The organism is Terrirubrum flagellatum (assembly GCF_022059845.1).
GTDB lineage: Bacteria > Pseudomonadota > Alphaproteobacteria > Rhizobiales > Beijerinckiaceae > Terrirubrum > Terrirubrum flagellatum.
Map to the genome: position 1 here is coordinate 358,121 of NZ_CP091851.1, position 18,199 is coordinate 376,319.

At 64.4% G+C, this 18,199-nt stretch carries 17 protein-coding genes; 5 read left to right on the top strand and 12 right to left on the bottom strand.

Translation table 11 applies throughout. The features are described 5' to 3' along the window. Positions 1 to 152: 152 nt before the first annotated feature. The 3 genes from rpsU to purE form a co-directional block, all read right to left on the bottom strand. Positions 153 to 482: a 30S ribosomal protein S21 gene (gene rpsU / locus L8F45_RS01765; protein WP_342361166.1), complete on the bottom strand. Its 330-nt coding sequence runs from the start codon at positions 480 to 482 to the stop codon at positions 153 to 155. A 113-nt stretch (positions 483 to 595) separates the two neighbouring features. Beyond that, the gene (locus L8F45_RS01770; protein WP_342361167.1) at positions 596 to 1,618 is read right to left on the bottom strand and encodes a 5-(carboxyamino)imidazole ribonucleotide synthase; all 1,023 of its coding nucleotides are present in this window, start codon (positions 1,616 to 1,618) and stop codon (positions 596 to 598) included. A gap of 53 nt (positions 1,619 to 1,671) precedes the next feature. Further along, positions 1,672 to 2,136 (bottom strand): 5-(carboxyamino)imidazole ribonucleotide mutase, encoded by a 465-nt coding sequence (gene purE / locus L8F45_RS01775; protein ID WP_425330005.1) that lies wholly within the window; start codon positions 2,134 to 2,136, stop codon positions 1,672 to 1,674. Positions 2,137 to 2,260: 124 nt separating this feature from the next. Here purE and L8F45_RS01780 point away from each other — a divergent pair, with 124 nt between their 5' ends. Beyond that, a complete protein-coding gene (locus L8F45_RS01780; protein ID WP_342361169.1) occupies positions 2,261 to 2,866 on the top strand; it encodes a GGDEF domain-containing protein in 606 nt (201 codons plus the stop codon). Positions 2,867 to 2,872: 6 nt separating this feature from the next. Here L8F45_RS01780 and L8F45_RS01785 read toward each other — a convergent pair whose 3' ends face one another. Then, positions 2,873 to 3,091 (bottom strand): YdcH family protein, encoded by a 219-nt coding sequence (locus L8F45_RS01785; protein WP_342361170.1) that lies wholly within the window; start codon positions 3,089 to 3,091, stop codon positions 2,873 to 2,875. A 298-nt stretch (positions 3,092 to 3,389) separates the two neighbouring features. On the opposite strand from L8F45_RS01785, the gene L8F45_RS01790 reads away from it, so the two are divergent. Continuing rightward, a complete protein-coding gene (locus L8F45_RS01790) occupies positions 3,390 to 3,581 on the top strand; it encodes a YdcH family protein (protein WP_342361171.1) in 192 nt (63 codons plus the stop codon). A gap of 147 nt (positions 3,582 to 3,728) precedes the next feature. On the opposite strand, the gene L8F45_RS01795 is transcribed toward L8F45_RS01790, so the two are convergent. From L8F45_RS01795 to L8F45_RS01805, 3 genes are all read right to left on the bottom strand, one after another. Then, a complete protein-coding gene (locus L8F45_RS01795) occupies positions 3,729 to 4,052 on the bottom strand; it encodes a type II toxin-antitoxin system death-on-curing family toxin (protein ID WP_342361172.1) in 324 nt (107 codons plus the stop codon). A gap of 59 nt (positions 4,053 to 4,111) precedes the next feature. Then, a complete protein-coding gene (locus tag L8F45_RS01800) occupies positions 4,112 to 4,372 on the bottom strand; it encodes an AbrB/MazE/SpoVT family DNA-binding domain-containing protein (RefSeq protein ID WP_342361173.1) in 261 nt (86 codons plus the stop codon). 73 nt (positions 4,373 to 4,445) lie between these two features. Further along, a complete protein-coding gene (locus L8F45_RS01805; RefSeq protein ID WP_342361174.1) occupies positions 4,446 to 6,266 on the bottom strand; it encodes a M3 family oligoendopeptidase in 1,821 nt (606 codons plus the stop codon). A 128-nt stretch (positions 6,267 to 6,394) separates the two neighbouring features. On the opposite strand from L8F45_RS01805, the gene L8F45_RS01810 reads away from it, so the two are divergent. From L8F45_RS01810 to L8F45_RS01820, 3 genes are all read left to right on the top strand, one after another. Beyond that, the gene (locus L8F45_RS01810) at positions 6,395 to 7,885 is read left to right on the top strand and encodes a sigma-54-dependent transcriptional regulator (protein WP_342361175.1); all 1,491 of its coding nucleotides are present in this window, start codon (positions 6,395 to 6,397) and stop codon (positions 7,883 to 7,885) included. A gap of 138 nt (positions 7,886 to 8,023) precedes the next feature. After that, positions 8,024 to 9,865 (top strand): L,D-transpeptidase scaffold domain-containing protein, encoded by a 1,842-nt coding sequence (locus L8F45_RS01815; protein ID WP_342361176.1) that lies wholly within the window; start codon positions 8,024 to 8,026, stop codon positions 9,863 to 9,865. A 47-nt stretch (positions 9,866 to 9,912) separates the two neighbouring features. Next, positions 9,913 to 10,392 carry an NUDIX domain-containing protein gene (locus tag L8F45_RS01820; protein ID WP_425329975.1) on the top strand — a complete coding sequence of 160 codons (480 nt, stop codon included), beginning with the start codon at positions 9,913 to 9,915 and terminating at the stop codon, positions 10,390 to 10,392. Between the two features lie 6 nt (positions 10,393 to 10,398). Here L8F45_RS01820 and L8F45_RS01825 read toward each other — a convergent pair whose 3' ends face one another. Genes L8F45_RS01825 through L8F45_RS01845 form a run of 5 tightly spaced genes read right to left on the bottom strand, consistent with a single transcriptional unit; the run spans position 10,399 to position 18,107 of the window. After that, a complete protein-coding gene (locus L8F45_RS01825; protein ID WP_342361177.1) occupies positions 10,399 to 13,095 on the bottom strand; it encodes a molybdopterin-dependent oxidoreductase in 2,697 nt (898 codons plus the stop codon). Beyond that, the gene (locus L8F45_RS01830) at positions 13,095 to 14,702 is read right to left on the bottom strand and encodes a sulfite reductase subunit alpha (RefSeq protein WP_342361178.1); all 1,608 of its coding nucleotides are present in this window, start codon (positions 14,700 to 14,702) and stop codon (positions 13,095 to 13,097) included. The genes L8F45_RS01825 and L8F45_RS01830 overlap by 1 nt, the downstream gene beginning before the upstream one ends. Next, positions 14,696 to 16,456 carry a NirA family protein gene (locus L8F45_RS01835; protein WP_342361179.1) on the bottom strand — a complete coding sequence of 587 codons (1,761 nt, stop codon included), beginning with the start codon at positions 16,454 to 16,456 and terminating at the stop codon, positions 14,696 to 14,698. The genes L8F45_RS01830 and L8F45_RS01835 overlap by 7 nt, the downstream gene beginning before the upstream one ends. Positions 16,457 to 16,467: 11 nt before the next feature. Continuing rightward, positions 16,468 to 17,682: an NAD(P)/FAD-dependent oxidoreductase gene (locus L8F45_RS01840; protein WP_342361180.1), complete on the bottom strand. Its 1,215-nt coding sequence runs from the start codon at positions 17,680 to 17,682 to the stop codon at positions 16,468 to 16,470. Between the two features lie 2 nt (positions 17,683 to 17,684). Beyond that, positions 17,685 to 18,107 carry a globin family protein gene (locus L8F45_RS01845; protein WP_342361181.1) on the bottom strand — a complete coding sequence of 141 codons (423 nt, stop codon included), beginning with the start codon at positions 18,105 to 18,107 and terminating at the stop codon, positions 17,685 to 17,687. Positions 18,108 to 18,199: the final 92 nt, after the last annotated feature.

The following is an 18,199-nucleotide window of genomic DNA, read 5'->3' on the forward strand; positions in this document are numbered from 1 at the left end:
GCCCGCCGGCCGCTTCACGCTCTTCAAGTCCCTACGCAGATGCGCAGCACATGGTTGACAAAGAATTTCGGCGCCGCCGCAGCTAAGCGGGGCGCCGATCTTATTGTCCGGTCGCGAAAGGTCGGGCCGACCTGCCGCGAGAATGCGGCCGATCAGCGCGCGCCGGCGCCAGCCGCCAGGCCGCCAGGAGCCGCTCCGCCAGCGCCGGGACCGCCGGCCGGGCGAGGGCCGCCGAAGCCGGGACGGCCAGGCGTGCGGGGCTTCAGGGGCTTGGAAGGCAGCAGGCCTTCGCGCTGCATCTTCTTGCGGATCAGCTTGCGGGCGCGGCGAACGGCTTCCGCCTTCTCGCGCGCTTTCTTCTCGGAGGGCTTCTCGTAATGGCCGCGGAGCTTCATCTCGCGGAACACGCCCTCGCGCTGCATCTTCTTCTTGAGCACCTTGAGCGCCTGATCGACGTTATTGTCGCGAACGAGAACCTGCACGTGTCAAACCGATCCTGATCTGAGAGAGGGGGCCCGGCCGGCCAAAACAGCGCGGTCAGGCGACAGGAGGCGGCGGTTACCAGAGATTCCCCCGCTTGTCCACGCGGAAAGCGCTATTTCAGGGTCACTCTTGTCATATGCCCCATCTTGCGGCCGGGGCGGGCATGGGCCTTGCCGTAGAGATGGAGATGGGCTCCGGGCTCCGCCAGCACGGTCTTCCAGCGGTCGGCGTCGTCCCCGATCAGGTTCTCCATGGTCGCCTCACGGCCGACAAGCGCCGGATCGCCCAGCGGCCAGCCGGCGACGGCCCGGATATGCTGCTCGAACTGGGAGGTCCTGGCCCCCTCGATAGTCCAGTGGCCGGAATTATGGACCCGCGGGGCGATCTCGTTGAACAGGACTCGATCTGCGTCGTCGCCCGGCGCAACGAACAGTTCGACCGCAAACACGCCGACATAGTCGAGGCTTTTCGCGATCTTCTCGGCCACGCCGATCGCCTCTTCTGCAAGGGCGTCCGAAATTCGCGCCGGCGCGCGCGTCAGGGCGAGGATATGGTCGCGATGCTCGTTCTCGCAGACCGGATAGGGCGCGAACGCGCCATGCGAGCTGCGCGTGGCCACCACCGAAACCTCTTTCGAGAAGGTCACGAAGGCCTCGAGGATTGCCGGCGCCCGGCCGATCTTCTCCCATGCGTCTTCAACATCGGCCGGGTCCATGATCTTCGCCTGCCCCTTGCCGTCATAGCCCATGCGTCGGGTCTTGAGCACGCAGGGCGTTCTGATCTGGGCGACAGCCGCCCGCAGGCTGGCGAGGTCGTCGACGGGGGCGAAGGGCGCGACGCCTATGCCAAGCTCGCGCGCCAGGTTCTTCTCGGACAGGCGGTCCTGCGTCGCGGCCAGCGCCTGCGCGCCGGGGCGCAATGTCGCGCGGACCTCCAGAAAGGACGCGGTCGCCGCCGGGATGTTCTCGAATTCGTAGGTGACGGCGTCGACCTCCTCGGCGAAACGGGCGAGCGCGGCCTCATCTTCGTACGGGGCGATTGTGCGGGCGGAGCTGACCTCGAAGGCGGGAGAGTCTTCCTCCGGGGCGTAGATGTGGGACTTGAGGCCGAGTGGCGCGGCCGCGAGCGCCAGCATGCGCCCGAGCTGGCCGCCGCCCAGGATGCCGATCGTGTCGCCGGGCTTTAGGATCACGCGTCGTCCTTCGGCCGTTCCGCGACCGAAGCGGTGCGAGCCGTTCGCCAGGCGTCGAGCCGGGTCGCAAGCGCCGGGTCTCCGAGCGCCAGCACAGCGGCCGCCAGAAGCGCCGCATTGATCGCGCCGGCCTTGCCGATCGCGAGCGTACCGACGGGGACGCCCGCCGGCATCTGGACGATGGAGAGCAGGCTGTCCTGGCCCGACAGCGCCTTCGATTCGACCGGCACCCCGAAGACCGGCAGGGGAGTCATTGCGGCCGCCATTCCCGGCAGGTGCGCCGCGCCGCCGGCGCCGGCGATGATGACCTTGAAGCCCTCGGCCTTGGCGCCCTTGGCGAAGGCGACAAGCCGGTCCGGCGTGCGATGGGCGGACACGATCCGGTCGTCATGGCCGACGCCAAGTTCGTCGAGGGTCGCGGCGGCATGGCTCATCGTCGCCCAGTCCGACTGGCTTCCCATGATGATCGCGACAGGTCCCGGCACTCTCGGCTTCCCTTGCTGCGGCGGCGCAAGTCGGCGCTATGCGCGCATTCGGCCCGCATCTGTCAACCTCTCGGCAACTCTGATCGATTAAAGCTGGGGAATGGCTGCGACTCCTGAGCCTCTTTCCGCAAACGAGCATAACCGGCTGCTGGCGCGAATCGCCGCGCTGGAGGCCGATCTTGCGGAGGCCCGGGGCCAGGTCGCCCGCGCGGAATCGCTTGCCCATGAGGACCCGCTGACGGGCGTGCTCAACCGGCGCGGCTTCGCGCGGGAGCTTGAGCGCGCCGTCGCCTTCCACTCCCGCTACGATACGCCGGTCTCGGTGATGCTGTTCGACATCGATGGGCTCAAGCGCGTGAATGATCGCTATGGCCATGCCGCCGGCGACGCGCTGATCGCGGGCGTCGCGCGCACGCTGAAGCGCAATCTGCGCGTCTCGGACTCGCTCGGACGACTTGGCGGCGATGAATTCGGCGTACTCGTCTGGCACGCGGCGGAAGAAGTCGCGATCGCCAAGAGCAAGCAGTTGCAGGTCACGCTCGACGCGTCGAGCGCGACTTGGAGCACTGGGCCACTGCCGCTTTGCGCATCCGTCGGCGTCGCCGAAATCACCAGGGATGGCGGCGCGGACGTCGCTCTCACGCTCGCCGATCAGCGGCTTTACGCCGACAAATCCGCGCGCCGGCCGGAAAAGAAAGTCGCCTGATCGTTCTCAGGCGATGATGTCAGGCGTCAGAATGTCTTCGATGCCGCCCATCTTGTCCTTGAGGACGAGCTTGCGCTTCTTTAGTCGCTGAATCTGCAATTGATCAGACAGGCCTGATCGCTCAAGCGCGTGAATCGCCGCGTCAAGATCGCGATGTTCTTCCTTCAGTCGCGTCAACTCCTCGCCGAGCCTTGCCCGCTCTGTCTCGTCGAGAATGATTCGCATAAGCCGCCCGTTCGCCCGATCTTGATCTTAGAGCATGGCGCGAAAAAGTGGATACCGGTTTTTCGCAAGAGCCATGCGCTAAGTTTTTGGAATCGATCACGTTCCCGCACTTTGATTGTTTCAAGCAAAATGCGGGAACGTGATCTAGTATGACGGCGGGCGCCGCTTGTTCAAGCGCATGGCGGCGGCTCCGGGACAAAAATCCTGCTGCGATAATTGTGCGGCACGGAAACGAATTCCTTCGACTCGCCGCATTCCTCATGTCAGTCTTGTGACGCGGACAAACATGGAGGTGCCCATGTCCCTGCAAGCTCATCTTGCGGAACTTGAAAAGCGTCACCAGTCCATCGAGCGTGAAATCGAAGTCGCTCTGGCCCATCCGTCGATCGATGATCTTGAAATCGCAGAGCTGAAGCGGCGCAAGCTGCAATTGAAGGATGAAATCGCGAAGCTTCGCGAAGGCATGTCGCCCCCTCCCACATTGCATTAGCGTTCTCCCATTCGTTAAATTTCGAACGGCCACGCGTTAGCGGAGGTCGAGCAGTTGTGCGCTGCTATTGAAATGCAGCGCACAACGAGATGCGTTTGTCTAAAATTGTTATATCAGGCGGAGCGCTGAATTTGGCGCTGCGCGCGTTTACGTTTGCGGCCAGTTGTCGCGAATCCAGCGCGTCAGCCCTTCTTCGTTTACCTCGCCGGCGGCGAGCGCGAGGATGATGGCGGTTGCTTCAGGTTGGCGCGGCTTGAACGCGATCTGGTTTCTGCGAAGAAAAACCATCAGAGCGTGAAATGCGATGCGCTTGTTGCCGTCGATAAATGGATGATTGCGTGCGAGGCCAAACGCATATGCCGCGGCCAGCGCAGCCAGATCATGCTCACCGTAATGCCAGCGATTGATGGGTCTAGCGGCTGCAGATTCGAGCAAGCCCTGATCGCGAATGCCAGCGGGACCGCCGAACATCGCAAGCTGCTCGGAGTGCATGTTGACGATGTCATCGATTGTCAGCCAAATGGGCTCGCTCATTTGGCGAGCGCGCGGAACGTGTCCTGATACTCATCCATCACTTCACGCGCGATCCGCATGGTCTCTGCGTGGTCCGCGTCGTAGGGACTGAGTTGCAGTCCCCGTTCCGGCTGCTCGACGTAAAAGAGCTTGTCGCCCTCTTTCAGGCGCAGGCGCGCCAGCAGCTCCTTCGGCAGGATCAGCCCGACCGAATTGCCGATCTTCCTGACCTGAAGGACGTGATTTTCCATCTCTGATTTCGTGACCGGCTTGTTCATATCCGTCGCCGCAGATGTGTTATACAATCTGTATAACACAAATGAGGGGCGTCAGCAATGCGCCGCCGAGCGACTACTCCATCGCCTCCAGCTCGGCGATCATGTTCTCGATCATGCCAAGGCCGATCTGCCAGAAGCCGGGGTCCCTGGCGTCGAGCCCGAAGGGCTTGAGCAGTTCGCCATAGGGTTTCGATCCGCCCGCTGACAGCAGCGCGAAGTAATGGTCGACGAATTTCGGGTCGGCCTTCTGATAGACGCCATAGAGCGAATTCACCAGGCAATCGCCGAAGGCGTAGGCGTAGACGTAGAAGGGCGAATGGATGAAGTGCGGGATGTAGGTCCAGAAGGTCTCGTAACCCGCGCCGATCCTGATTGCAGGCCCCAGACTCTCCGTCTGCACGGCGAGCCAGGCGTCGCAGATCTGCTCCGTCGTGAGTTCGCCGTCCTTGCGCGCGGCGTGAACGCGACGCTCGAACGAATAGAAGGCGATCTGACGCACGACCGTGTTGATCATGTCCTCGACCTTGCCGGCGAGGAGCGCCTTCCGCGCTTTCAGATCGCTCGTCGCCGCGAGGATGCGACGGAACGTGAGCATCTCGCCGAACACGGACGCGGTTTCCGCGAGCGTCAGCGGTGTTGCCGCCATCAGCGCGCCGTTCGGCGCCGCGAGCACCTGATGTACGCCATGGCCAAGCTCATGGGCGAGCGTCATCACGTCGCGCGGCTTGCCGAGATAATTCAGGAGAACATAGGGGTGCGCCGACGGCGTCGTCGGATGCGCGAAGGCGCCGGGCGCCTTGCCTGGTCGCGTCGGCGCGTCGATCCAGTTCTCGTCGAAGAACCGGCGCGCGATGTCGGCCATGCGCGGCGAGAAGGACGCGTAGGCGTCGAGCACCGTCGTCTTAGCCTCGCTCCAGGAAATCATGCGCTGATCGACTTTCGGCAGCGGCGCGTTGCGATCCCAATGATTCAGCGCATCCTTGCCGAACCATTTCGCCTTCAGCTTGTAATAGCGGTGCGACAGGCGCGGGTAGGCCGCCTGCACAGCGCTCACCAGCGCGTCGACGACTTCGCGCTCGATCCGGTTCGAGAGATGGCGGGAATCCGCTATATCCTGAAAGCCGCGCCAGCGATCGGAAATATCCTTGTCCTTGGCGAGCGTGTTGGTGATCAGCGTGAAGGTGCGCAGATGGCGCCTGAAGGTCGCAGCCAGCGCATCGGCCGCCTGCTTGCGCTTCTCTTCGTCGACGTCCTGCAGAAGGTTCAGCGTCGGCTCGATCGCCAGCTCATCCTCGCCAATGGAAAAGCTCAGCGACGAGATGGTCTCGTCAAACAGGCGATTCCAGGCGCTGCGGCCGGTGACGGATTTTTCCAGGAACAGACGTTCGATTTCGTCGTCGAGCTGGAACGGCTTTTCCTTGCGCACATCCTCGATCCACGGGCGATAATGCGCGAGCGGCGATTTCCCTGACGCCGCATCGATCGCCGCATCATCGATGCGGTTGAGCTCCAGCGTAAAGAACAGGAGCTCCGAGCTCATCGTGGTGAGCTTCTCCTGCGTGTCGCCATAGAATTTCCCGCGCGCGGGATCGGTCGTGTCGCCGGAATAGACGAGGCCGGCATAGGACATCAGCCGGCCGAGCAGATCCTCGATCGCTTCATAGGAGCGCACCGCCTCTGTGAGCCGTTCGGCTGCGTCCGCCCCCTGCGCCGCTTCGGCCAGCTTGCCGCGCCAGCGGGCGGCGAAAGCCGAGCACTCCGCCTGCGCCTTGGCCATATCAGCCGCGAAGGCAGGCGAATCCATCCCGGCATAGAGATGCGTCAGATCCCATTCCGGCAGCGCGCCGAGCGATTCGGCCGATGAGGCGACGGAGCGGGGCTCGGAATGGGTCATGGCTCTCTTTTCGTAAGGAAACCCCGCCGATATGGGCCATGCGCGCCCGCGCTTCAACCGTCGTTAACGCGGACTTTACCCCTCGCAGCCAAGCATGCCCCGAAACGGCACATGGTTTGGACAATGACATGGCGCATACGATTCTGATCGCAGACGATGATCCGGTGCAAAGGCGTCTGCTGGAAGCCATGGTTCGCCGTTTCGGCTACGAAACCGTTTGCGTCGAGGGTGGCGACAAGGCGATCGAGGCGATGATCGCGGGTGAGCCGAAGATTGATCTCGCCATTCTCGATCTCGTCATGCCTGATCTCGACGGCATGGGCGTGCTGGGCCGCATGCGCGAGAAGGGCGTCGAGATTCCCGCGATCGTGCAGACGGCGCACGGCTCGATCGAAACGGTCATCTCGGCGATGCGCGCCGGCGCGGCCGATTTCGTCGTCAAGCCGGTCGGCGCCGAGCGCCTTCAGGTCTCGATCAAGAACGCGCTGCGTTTCGATGCGCTTGAAACCGAAGTTCGTCGCATGTCGCGCCGCGCGTCGGGCACGCTGACCTTCAAGGACATCGTCACCCGCAGCCCTGACATGGAGCGCGTGATCCGCCTTGGCGAGCGCGCGGCGAAATCGAATATTCCCGTGCTGATCGAAGGCGAATCCGGCGTCGGCAAGGAAGTCGTGGCGCGCGCCATCCAGGGCGCCAGCGATCGCAAGGGCAAGCCTTTCATCGTCGTCAATTGCGGCGCCATCCCCGACAATCTCGTGGAGAGCGTGCTGTTCGGCCATGAGAAGGGCGCCTTCACCGGCGCGACGGAAAAACACTCCGGCAAATTCGTCGAGGCCAATGGCGGCACCCTGTTTCTCGACGAGATCGGCGAATTGCCGCTCGATGCGCAGGTGAAGCTCTTGCGCGCGATCCAGGAAGGCGAGGTCGATCCGGTAGGCGGCCGCAAGCCGGTGCGCGTGGATATCAGGCTGATCTCGGCGACCAATCGCAACCTGATCGATCTGGTGAAGCAGGGCCGCTTCCGCGAAGACCTGTTCTATCGTCTCAACGTGTTCCCGATCACGATTCCGCCGCTGCGCTCGCGCCGCGACGACGTGCCGGAACTCGCGCGCATGTTCGCAGCGCGCTTCGCCGCCGAGGAAGGCCGCAAGATCCGTAACATCACGCCGGAGGCTACGGCGCTGCTGCGCAACTTCGACTGGCCGGGCAATGTCCGCCAGCTCGAGAACGCCGTCTTCCGCGCGGTCGTACTGTGCGACGGCGATGAATTGACCGTCGCTGAATTCCCGCAGGTCGCCGTCCATGTCGACGGCTTCGAAGTGCGCGTGCCGCCGATCGAGCGGCCGGCTTTCGCGCCAAGCGCGCCGGTCGAGAAGGAGATCGTGCGCGTCGAGGTGCGCGATCCCAATGCGACGAGTCTTGTCGCCGACACCGGCGAGATGCGCACGCTGCAGCAGATCGAGGAGGAAACGATCCGCTTCGCGCTGCGCTTCTATCGCAACAACATGACGGAGGTGTCGCGGCGTCTCGGCATCGGTCGGTCGACCCTCTATCGCAAGCTCAAGGAATATGGGCTTGAGGATGTGGTGCCGACCGAGGCCGGCGAAGCCGCCGCCTGACGGTGTGGCCGGCGAAGCACGCGCGATCGAAATCCATCGCTGTGCGCCAGCGCACAGCCGTTGGCGGCTTGATTGCCGGATGCTCCGCCGCGATATCTGCAATTGTCTTCAATTGCGCCAGGTCGGCCTGATTCCGGTATGAAGCGGATTTCCCGTTCGCTGTTTGCGTCGCTTGCCGTCTGGCCGCTCGCTTTCTCAGCTTTTGCGCAGGAGGCCACTGCGCCTTCCGCCGCGACGCCTGAGCCGCGGCCGCTGCCTGCCTTTCCCGAACTCCAGCCGCCCGACCTGCCGCGGGTCGTCGTGACGATCGACCCGCCGTCGGTTTCGGCCCAGGCCGCGCCTGACGTTGCGATTGCGCCGCCCGATCTGCCGCCGGTTGTCGTCTCGGTCGAGCCGCCTCTGGAGACGCAGGCGGCGAAAATCGACATTCCACCGCCTGATCTCCCTGATGTGCGCGTCATCGTCGAGGCGCCGAAGCCCGCGGAGACGCAGCGACCGATCGCGAGCGCGGAGCCGCCAGCCTCGACCGGCGCCGTCGCGCTCGCGCTCAGGGAGAAGATCGAGAAGGATGGTCCGCCGGCTCATCCTCGCCTCAGCCGCGCATTGCGTGACGAGATTGCGGCCGTCTACGGCGCTCGCGCGCATGCGCCCTTCTGGGTCGACGAGAAGGGCCTGACGAATTCAGGCCGCCAGTTATTGGCCCAGCTCAAGCGCGCCGACGAAGACGGGCTCGACTCCTCCGCCTACGCTGTCGCGGGCGCTGATGCGAAAGCAATAGACGCGGCGTCGCTGGCCTCGCTTGATCTCAATCTGTCCGTCGCGGCGCTGATGTATGCGCGCGATGCGCGCGGCGGGCGCATGGATGCGCGCCGCATTTCCGATCTCATCGATCCCTCGCTTGATCTCCCTTCGGCCGCATCGGCGCTGCAGACGCTTGCCGCGGCGAGCGATGCGGGCGTTGCGCTGCAGGCTTTCAACCCGCCGCATCCCGGCTATCGCGCACTGCGCGAAAAACTGCGCGAATTGCGCGCGGCTTCGGCGCCGGTCGCCTCGATCTCCATTCCGCAAGGGCCCGTGCTGCGCGTCGGCATGAATGACGCGCGCGTCGCGCTCGTGCGCGAGCGATTGAAGCTCGAACCGAGCAATGACGCGACCTATGATGCGGCTGTCGCGGAGGCGGTCACCGGCTTCCAGCGCGAGCGTGGGCTGCCCGCCAATGGAACGCTGACGCGCCAGACTGTGGCCGCGCTCTCAAGTCCCAATATTCCGAAGACGGAAGCCGACCTCATCGCCAATATGGAGCGCTGGCGCTGGCTGCCGCGCGATCTCGGCGAGCGGCGCATCGTCGTGAACATTCCGGAATTCCAGGTGCGCGTCTTCGACGGCGACAAGATCACGCATCAGGCGCGCGTCATTGTCGGCAAGCCCGACACGCCGACGCCTGTTTTCTCGAACGTGATGCAGTTCCTCGTCTTCAATCCGTCCTGGTATGTGCCGCCGTCGATCCTGAAAAAGGAGTTTCTGCCGAAGCTCGCGACCGATCCGACCTATGCGGAGCGGCGCGGCTATCAGGTGATCCGGCGCGGCAACCAGATCACGGTGCGCCAGCCGCCCGGCGAGCGCAACGCGCTCGGCAACATCAAGTTCATGTTCCCCAACCGCCATGCGGTCTATTTGCACGATACGCCGACGCGGAATCTGTTCAGCGCCGATCGTCGCGCTTTCAGTCATGGCTGCGTGCGCGTGGATCAGCCGCTGCAATTAGCCGAGATCGTGCTCGGCGCCGATCGCGGCTGGACCCAGTCGCGCATCCGCTCGCTGATCGGCCGCGGCGAGCAGACCGTGAAACTGGAGCAGACCATCCCGGTTCATCTCACTTATTTCACGATGTTCGTGGATGATCTCGGCCGGCTTGAGACGCGGCCCGATCTCTATGGCCATGATCGCCGCGTGCGTGTGGCGCTTGGCCTCGACGGCTGACGAATTTCGTCGCGCTCGCGCCGGAGTGAAAGCGGGATGATCGCCGCATGACGCATCCTGAGGAAAAGGCGCCGCTGCCCTTTCTCTATCCGCTCGCCTATCTCTGGTCGCGGATCAGGCGCGGCATGACGCTCGGCACGCGCAGCGTGGTGATCGACTCAGAAAACCGCGTCTTTCTCGTGCGTCATTCCTATACAAAGGGCTGGCATCTGCCCGGCGGCGGCGTCGAGCCGAGGGAAACGTTTGAAGAAGGCATGCGCCGCGAACTGCTCGAAGAGGGCAATATCGAGCTGACGGGCGAGCCGGTGTTCAACGGCGTCTGCCTCAATCGCATGCTGTCGGCCCGCGATCATGTCGCGATCTATATCGTGCGCGACTTCCGGCAGAGCGAGCCGCCGAAGCCGAACTGGGAAATCGTCGAGAGCGGGTTTTTCCCGATCGACGCGCTGCCTGAGGGAACAACGCGCGGCACGGCGGCGCGCATCCGCGAAGCCGTCGAGGGCCGGCGCGCCGATCCCTACTGGTGATTTGATTCAGGCCGCGTGCGCCGGCTTTGGAGCGCTGGCGGTTGCGGCGATGATCTTCTTGAGTTCAGGCACGCAGGAGCCGCAATTGGTTCCGGCCTTGAGATGCGCGCCGATGGCCGCGACATCGGCTTTGCCAGCCGCGATGGCGGACTGGATCGCAACAAGTCCGACGCCGAAGCAGGCGCAGATCGTCGGGCCGTCCGACGCCGCGCCATCGACGGCGAAGCCTGAGAGCAGGTTGCGGCGCTGCGCTTCGTCGATCGCATCGCGCGCAAACAGCGCGCGCGCCGCGCTCCAGGCGCCATCCTGCTGCGAACGCCCGACGAACAGCGCCGCATCGAGCCTGTCGCCAGAAAAGATCGCCACGCGCGCGACGCCGCGCCTGCCATCGACATAATCAGCGCTCTCGCCTGCGGGCAGACGCGCGCGTAAAGTCTCGAAGAGATCGGCGGGGCCGGCGATGAGATAGCCGCAGCCGCCATCGAGCGCGAGGCGCGACCACCAGATATCGCGCGGCAGATCGACAGGCTCGCGCGCAAGCAGGAAGCCGTAGAGATCGACTGCGACAGGTGCGACGCGCGCCGGCGTCGCCTTCAATTCAGGCTGGCCCGAAAAGGGATCGGTCGTCGGCTGCACGAGCGCGCCGACTGCACCGTTCGAGGAGGTTTCTTCGGTCCAGTGAATTGGCGCGAAGACTTCGCCGCGACGTTGGCCATCATCGCACATCACGCGGAGCGCCGCGGAGCCATAGGCGCTTGTCGCACGCGCAAGCTCGCCGTCGACAAGTCCGTATTGCGCGGCGTCATCGGGATGAATGGCGAGAAAGGGCTCGCCGCGATGGAGCGCGAGCCGCGGCGCGCGACCCGTGCGCGTCATCGTGTGCCAGTGATCGCGCACGCGGCCGGTGTTGAGCCAGAGCGGAAATTCATCATTCGGCGTCAGGGCCAAAGCGGGCGGCGCCACGCCGACAAAGCGCGCCTTCCGATCCGGCGTGACGAAGTCGCCATTTGCGAACAACCGCTCATCGCCGCGAACGGCGCCCTTGCGCATCGGCCATTGCGTCGGCGGCAGCCGATCGAAATCGCTGCCGGACAATTCGGCGAGGCCGCCGATGTCGAAGCCGCGCGCGCCGTCATTCTCGAATGACGAGAGCGCGGCATGTTCGCGAAAGATCGCGGCGGCGTTGGGATAATCGAACGCGTCGGCGAAGCCGAGGCGCTTCGCGACTTCCTGGATGATCCACCAGTCCGGCCGCGCTTCGCCGGGCAAGGGCAAAGCAGCGCGCTGGCGTGAGATGCGGCGCTCGGAATTGGTGACCGTGCCGTCCTTCTCGCCCCACGCGGCTGCGGGCAACAGTATCTTCGCGCCGCTCGCGATCGTGTCGTTGGAGAGAACGACCTCGGACACGATGAAATGATCGAGTTTCGCAAGCGCGTCGCGAACATGGCCGGCGCGCGGCAACGACGCCGCCGGATTCGTCGCCATCACCCAGAGCGCGGAAATACGACCCTCCGCGATCGCGTCCATCATCGCGACCGCTTTCAAGCCTTCTTTCTTCGCCATGACAGGCGCGTTCCAGAAGCGCCGCACGCGATCGATATCGCTTGGCGTGAACATCATGTGCGCAGCGAGCATGTTGGCGAGTCCGCCCGCCTCGCGTCCGCCCATGGCGTTGGGCTGTCCGGTGAGCGAGAAAGGCCCGAGGCCCGGCCTGCCGATGCGTCCCGCCGCGAGATGGCAATTGATGATGGCGTTGACCTTGTCGGTCCCTTGCGCCGATTGGTTCACGCCCTGGCTCCAGGCGGTGACGGTTTTTTCCGTCCGCAGCCAGAGATCATAGAAGGCGGCGATGTCGTTTTCCCCGAGGCCTGTTTTCAGCGCGACGGTCGCGATATCAGGCGCGATCGCCTGCGCGCGCGCCAGCGCCTCCGAAAAGCCCGAGGTGTGGCGAACGACGAAATCGAGCGCGAGCGCGTCCGACTCCGCGATGCGCGTAAGCAAGCCTGCAAACAGCACGCTGTCCATGCCGGGCGCGATCGGCAGGAAGAGATCGGCTTCCTCCGCCGCCGCGGTGCGGCGGGGATCGATGACGATGAGCTTCGCGCCGCGCTCGCTTTTGTTGCGCAGCATGCGCTGGAACAGGATGGGGTGGCACCAGGCGGCGTTCGATCCGACAAGCACGATGCAATCGGCGAGATCGAGATCCTCGTAACTTCCCGGCACGAGATCGCCGCCGAAGGCGCGTCGATGGCCGGCGACGGATGACGCCATGCAGAGCCGCGAATTGGTGTCGACATGGGACGAGCCGAGGAAGCCCTTCATCAGCTTGTTGGCGATATAGTAATCCTCGGTCAGCAACTGCCCCGAGAGATAGAAGGCGATCGCGTCAGGCCCGCGCTCGCCAAGGATGCGCGCGAAGCCTTCTGATGTCGCATCGAGCGCAGAGTTCCACGATACGCGCTCGTAGCTTCCGCTACGCGTCCGCAACATGGGATGAAGCAGCCGGCCTTCCAGCGACACCGTCTCGCCGAGCGCTGATCCCTTCGAACAGAGCCGGCCGAAATTCGCGGGATGATCGGGATCGCCCGCGACGGCGAGGCCGTCCTTGCCATCAGGCGTCGCGAGCACGCCGCAACCGACGCCGCAATAGGGGCAGGTGGTGCGGATCGGTGAAGGTGCGGGGACGGGCGCGTGCGCGTTCATCAGTAGACGTCGGCCTGATAGCGCTGCGTCTTCTTCAGCGACTGCACGTAGGCGACCGCCTCGTCCTTGCCGCGTTTGCCGTGCTCGGCGACGATGTCGACGAGCGCGCTTTCGACATCTTTCGCCATGCGCTTGGCGTCGCCGCAGATATAGAAATGCGCGCCGTCCTCAAGCCAGCGCCAGAGATCGGCGCCGACTTCGCGCATGCGGTCTTGCACATAGAATTTCTGCGCGCCGTCGCGCGACCAGGCGAGCGAGAGCCGATTGAGCGCGCCTCGTTCCTTCATCGCTTCGAGCTCGTCGCGATAGAAGAAATCGCTCTCCTGTCGCTGATGGCCGAAGAACAGCCAGTTCGCGCCTGACGCCTTCACGGCTTCGCGCTCGCGCAGGAAGGCGCGGAACGGCGCGACGCCGGTGCCGGGGCCGACCATGATCACCGGTTTCGACATGTCAGAGGGAAGCGCGAAATTATGGGCCTTCTGCACATAGACCTTGACGCGCGCGCCGATGTCCGCTCGCTCGCCGAGATGAGTCGAGGCGACGCCGACGCGCTTGCGCGAGCCGATGCGATAGCGCACCGCATCGATGGTGAGCGAGAGTCGCCCCTTATCAGCTTTTGGAGAGGACGAGATCGAGTAGAGGCGCGGCTGCAAGGGATCGAGCGCTTCGACGAAAGCTTCGGGATGCGGCCGCACGCCGGGGAACTTCATCAGCGCCGCGAGTACGTCGAGATTGGCGGCGTCGCCGTCGGGGTCCTCGCCGCGCGCGAGCGCCTGCGCCTTCGCGCGGCTTGCGCCGCCAGTGACATAGGAAATCAACTCGAACAGTTTGTCCGGCGCCGCGCCGAGCGCTGCGTCTTCGGCGAGGATATCGCGCAGGCGCTTCCCGTTGATCTCGGTGGTGTGCGCGACGCCGAGCATGGCGATGATCTGATCAACGAGGCCGAGATCATTCACCGGCAGCACGCCGAAAGCGTCGCCGACTTCATAATCGACGCCGCTTTGGCTGAGATCGAACTCGATGTGATAGGTGTGCTTTTCGGATTTCTCGCCGTTGAGGCGACGACGCTCAATAAGAACAGCTTCGGTCGGATTCTCGCGGCAGCGACCCTTCTCTCCCAAGGGCGCGTGCGCGGTTTCCGACGCCAGCGATGTGGAGCCTGAAGCCGGCTCGCCGCCAAGCTCCGCGAACAGCTCCTTCACCTTGCGCGCCGTTTCCTTGCCCCCGGGCGCGCAGAGATTGAGACGCTCTTCTTTCTTCAGAAAAATCGCATTGGCGTAGTCGGCGCAGTTGTAGCCGCACTGGCCGCAATCCTGCTGCGCCATCGCCGCCATCAGTCGTGAAGGCGCGGCCTTGCCTTCGGCGAGCGTCATGCGATCGGGCAGCGCCATCGAGGGATCATGCCAGGGCGCGTCATCGTTCGAGGCGAGCGCGGGGCCATTGGTGATTTGAGCCGCTTCGCCAGACGTGAGCGCAGTCGCGGCTGTCGCAGGCTCCTGAATGAGAAGCGCGGCGAAATAGCCCGACAGCCACGCGCGCTGGTCAGCGGTGAAGGGCGCGTTCTCGGGAATGATGATCGCGGGAGGAACGAGCGGGGGGCTCAGCATGCCGCGCCCTCCGACAGAAACGATTTCAGCATCTCGATCTCGTGGCGCGCGGTGAAAGCCTGAAAGCTCTCTTCAGGCGACAGCCGCTTTTCCTGCCAGGCGCGCAGCAAGGCTTCAACGACGCGCGGCGCATCGTCGGCCTTCAGATTGGGATAGAGCTCGCGGCCGATCGCGCCGTCGACGCCGAAGCCGCCGCCGACGAACAGGTTGTAGCCTTCGACCGTCTCTTCTTCGCCGACCGCGACTTTCTGGCCGATCAGGCCGATATCGCCGATGTAATGCTGCGCGCAGGAGTGATGGCAGCCGGTGAGGTGGATGTTGATCGGCTGGTCGATCTGAAGCCGCGCATCAACGTGATCGGCGATCGCCATCGCATGGCCCTTGGTGTCGGACGCCGCGAATTTACAGCCGCGATTGCCGGTGCAGGCGACGAGGCCGGCGCGCACGCTCGTTGCTTCGACGCTCAGCCCGCACGCCTTGATATGGGCGATCGCGTCTTCAACCTTCGCATCGGGCACGCCCGAGATGAGAAGATTCTGCCAGACAGTCAGGCGGATATCGCCATCCCCGCAGACGCGCGCGACCGAAGCGATCACCTCCATCTGTTCCGAGGTCATCTTGCCGACCGGAAGCGCGACGCCGATCCAGTTCAGGCCCGGCTGCCTCTGCGGATGGACGCCGATATGAGCGAGCCTGTCGTAAGCCGGGCGCGGCGCGAGATGCGCGGCGTCGATGCGCATGAGCTTGCGGCCAAGCTTCTCCTCGACTGCGACAAGGAACTTGTCGAAGCCCCAATCGTCGAGCACATATTTCAGTCGCGACTTGTTCCTGTTGGTGCGGTCGCCATGATCGATGAAAACGCGCACGATCGCGTCGGAGACGGCGACAGCGTCGTCAGGGGCCAAGATGACGCCGGTGTCGCGGGCGAGATCGCGATGGCCGGTGATGCCGCCGAGCGCCAGTCGATAATAGATTCCGGTGGGAACCGGCGCGCCGTCGAGAACCTGCACCGCCTGGAAGCCGATATCGTTTGTGTCTTCAAGCGTCGCGATGCGGCCGGCGCCGTCGAACGCGACATTGAATTTGCGCGGCAGGCCGTAGAGCGAGCGATCATTGAGAATATGGAAATGCCAGTCGCGCGCATGCGGCCGCGTGTCGATCAGCTCCTGAGGATCAATGCCCGCCGTCGCCGATCCCGTGACATTGCGGATATTGTCGGCGCCGGAGCCCTTCGAGGAGAGACCAAGCGAAATGATTCCATCGAGCAGATCAGGCGCGCGCTCAGCCGTGATCTCGCGTATCTGCAAATTGGCGCGCGTCGTCGCATGCGCATAGCCGCCGCCATGGCGGCGCGCGAGATCGGCGACGCCGGCGAACTGCCAATGCGTCAGGATTCCGTTGGGAATGCGCAGGCGGCACATATAGCTGTTCTGCGCCGGGGCGACATAGAACAGGCCATGATAGCGCCAGCGGAAATTGTCGTCGGGTTTGGGATAAGCGCCTGACTTCGATTGCGCGCGGAAGCGAGGATAGGCGTCAAACGGGTTTTCCGCGCGCTTCCACTTCTCGGCGTCGGACAGCTTTCCGCCCGCCGTCGTGACGCGATCCTGCGCCTCGAAATGCGCCTTGTCGGGCCCTTCATACTCTTGCGGAGCAGCGGAAACAGAGCCCGGGCGGATGGCGCGCGCAGCCTGGATTCCCGAAGCGAATCCTTCGAGATAGCGCTGCTGTTCAGGCGTGAACGGACTTCCCATGATTGTCGCCGTTATGCGGCCAGCCGGTCGGCGACAGAGCGCCCGAAGATCAGCGCGTCGCGGATCGCGTCGATCGAAGCAGCCTCGCGGATGAGATCGAGATACCAGAGCCCGTCGCTGGTGTGGCCGACAAGCACGACGCCGATGAGGCGGTCATCGCGAATGACGAGCTTCTTGTAGAGGCGCGCGCCGCGATCGCGCAGGGTGATGATCTCGGCGCCTTCGCTTTCGAGAAATTCGCCGGCGGAGAAGACATTGACGCCGGTCACCTTCAGATTGGTGGCGGTGACGCTGCCTTCATAGCGCACATCCTCTCCCGCGAGCGCGCCGGCCAGTGTTCTCGCCTGCTCGTAGGCCGGCTCGACGAGGCCATAGACCGCGCCGCGATGCTCGGCGCATTCGCCAAGCGCGAAAATGTCGGGATCGCTGCTGGTGAGCCGATCATCGACGACAATGCCGCGGTTGATCGCGACGCCTGCGGCGCGCGCGAGCGCGACATTCGGACGGATGCCGGCGGCGAGCACGACGAGATCGGCGTCGAAGCTGCGCCCATCCTTCAGGAGCACGCGGCGCGCGCGCGCATCGCCTTCGATCGCCTGCGTCTGCGCGTTCAGGGCGACCTCTATTCCCTTGGCGCGCAGGCCCGATGCAAGAAGTTCGGCGGCTTCCGGATCGAGCTGACGCTCCATCAGCCGGTCCATGAGATGCACGACGGTCACCGCCGCGCCATGGCGCGCAAGGCCATAGGCGGCTTCGAGGCCGAGCAGGCCGCCGCCGATCACCACAGCGCGCTTGCCGCGGCCGGCGGAAGCGAGCATCGCGGCGACGTCGTTGAAATCACGGAAGGTGACGACGTTCGGAAAATCGGCGCCCGGAATCGGCAGCCGGATCGGCTGCGATCCCGTCGCGAGCGCAAGCTTGGAGTAGGGAATGGAGGCGCCATTCGCGAGCATGACACGCTTGGCCTGCGCGTCGATTTCGACCGCCGCCTGCCCGTAAAGCGTCGTCACGCCGCGCGCCGCCCACCAGGAGGCGGGCTTCAGCTCCATGTCGCCTTCCTCGATCTCGCCAGCAAGAAACGGCGAGAGGAGAACGCGGTTGTAGGCGCGGCGCGGCTCGTCGCCGATGACGGCGATGGCGTAGCGGCCAAGCGCGCGCTTCGACAGTTCGTCGATGAGGCGCGTCGCCGCCATGCCCTTGCCGATGATGACGAGCGGCTCCGACATGATCAGGCGACCGCCTTTGCGGGATAAGCGGCTTCGATCATCACGCCTGATAGCGCGCCATAGGCGGCCGCCCATGCGGATTTCACGTCGGGCGTGAAGTCGTCGCCAAGGCCCTGTTCAAGCGTCCACAGCAGCGCCGCGCCGACGGGCGCGTAATGCTCGGCTTTCACGCCATAATCGACATGGCGGACCGCGAGCTTCTGCGCGACGGGAACGATCGCGCCGAGATCGTTCAATCCTTTCACGACGACGGACAAAGTCGCCATCAGCTTGCGTCCCTGCTCCTTGATGTCGCCCTTGAAGAAAGGCTTCACTTCAGGCGTGGTTTCGAAAAGCCTGTTGTAGAAGAGCCCGGCGGCCGTCTCGGCGATGGGCGCGACCTTGGCGAAGCTTGATTGAACGTCTGCGATCTGTTGCGGCGTCATGAGTGTGATCTCCTGATCAGCGATGCGGGAATTCGCCCGTCTCGCTCAGATGATGCAGCTCTTGTCCCGTCGGTGCGGCTGCGCACTTCAAA

Coding starts and splice junctions, on each gene's coding strand:
- L8F45_RS01770 (WP_342361167.1), bottom strand. CDS start 1,618: ATGCTGGCGCTCGCGGCCGCGCCACTCGGCCTCAAGTCCCACATCTAC.
- purE (WP_425330005.1), bottom strand. CDS start 2,136: ATGGGAAGCCAGTCGGACTGGGCGACGATGAGCCATGCCGCCGCGACC.
- L8F45_RS01780 (WP_342361169.1), top strand. CDS start 2,261: ATGGCTGCGACTCCTGAGCCTCTTTCCGCAAACGAGCATAACCGGCTG.
- L8F45_RS01785 (WP_342361170.1), bottom strand. CDS start 3,091: ATGCGAATCATTCTCGACGAGACAGAGCGGGCAAGGCTCGGCGAGGAG.
- L8F45_RS01790 (WP_342361171.1), top strand. CDS start 3,390: ATGTCCCTGCAAGCTCATCTTGCGGAACTTGAAAAGCGTCACCAGTCC.
- L8F45_RS01795 (WP_342361172.1), bottom strand. CDS start 4,052: ATGTTCGGCGGTCCCGCTGGCATTCGCGATCAGGGCTTGCTCGAATCT.
- L8F45_RS01800 (WP_342361173.1), bottom strand. CDS start 4,372: ATGAACAAGCCGGTCACGAAATCAGAGATGGAAAATCACGTCCTTCAG.
- L8F45_RS01805 (WP_342361174.1), bottom strand. CDS start 6,266: ATGACCCATTCCGAGCCCCGCTCCGTCGCCTCATCGGCCGAATCGCTC.
- L8F45_RS01810 (WP_342361175.1), top strand. CDS start 6,395: ATGGCGCATACGATTCTGATCGCAGACGATGATCCGGTGCAAAGGCGT.
- L8F45_RS01815 (WP_342361176.1), top strand. CDS start 8,024: ATGAAGCGGATTTCCCGTTCGCTGTTTGCGTCGCTTGCCGTCTGGCCG.
- L8F45_RS01820 (WP_425329975.1), top strand. CDS start 9,913: ATGACGCATCCTGAGGAAAAGGCGCCGCTGCCCTTTCTCTATCCGCTC.
- L8F45_RS01825 (WP_342361177.1), bottom strand. CDS start 13,095: ATGAACGCGCACGCGCCCGTCCCCGCACCTTCACCGATCCGCACCACC.
- L8F45_RS01830 (WP_342361178.1), bottom strand. CDS start 14,702: ATGCTGAGCCCCCCGCTCGTTCCTCCCGCGATCATCATTCCCGAGAAC.
- L8F45_RS01835 (WP_342361179.1), bottom strand. CDS start 16,456: ATGGGAAGTCCGTTCACGCCTGAACAGCAGCGCTATCTCGAAGGATTC.
- L8F45_RS01840 (WP_342361180.1), bottom strand. CDS start 17,682: ATGTCGGAGCCGCTCGTCATCATCGGCAAGGGCATGGCGGCGACGCGC.
- L8F45_RS01845 (WP_342361181.1), bottom strand. CDS start 18,107: ATGACGCCGCAACAGATCGCAGACGTTCAATCAAGCTTCGCCAAGGTC.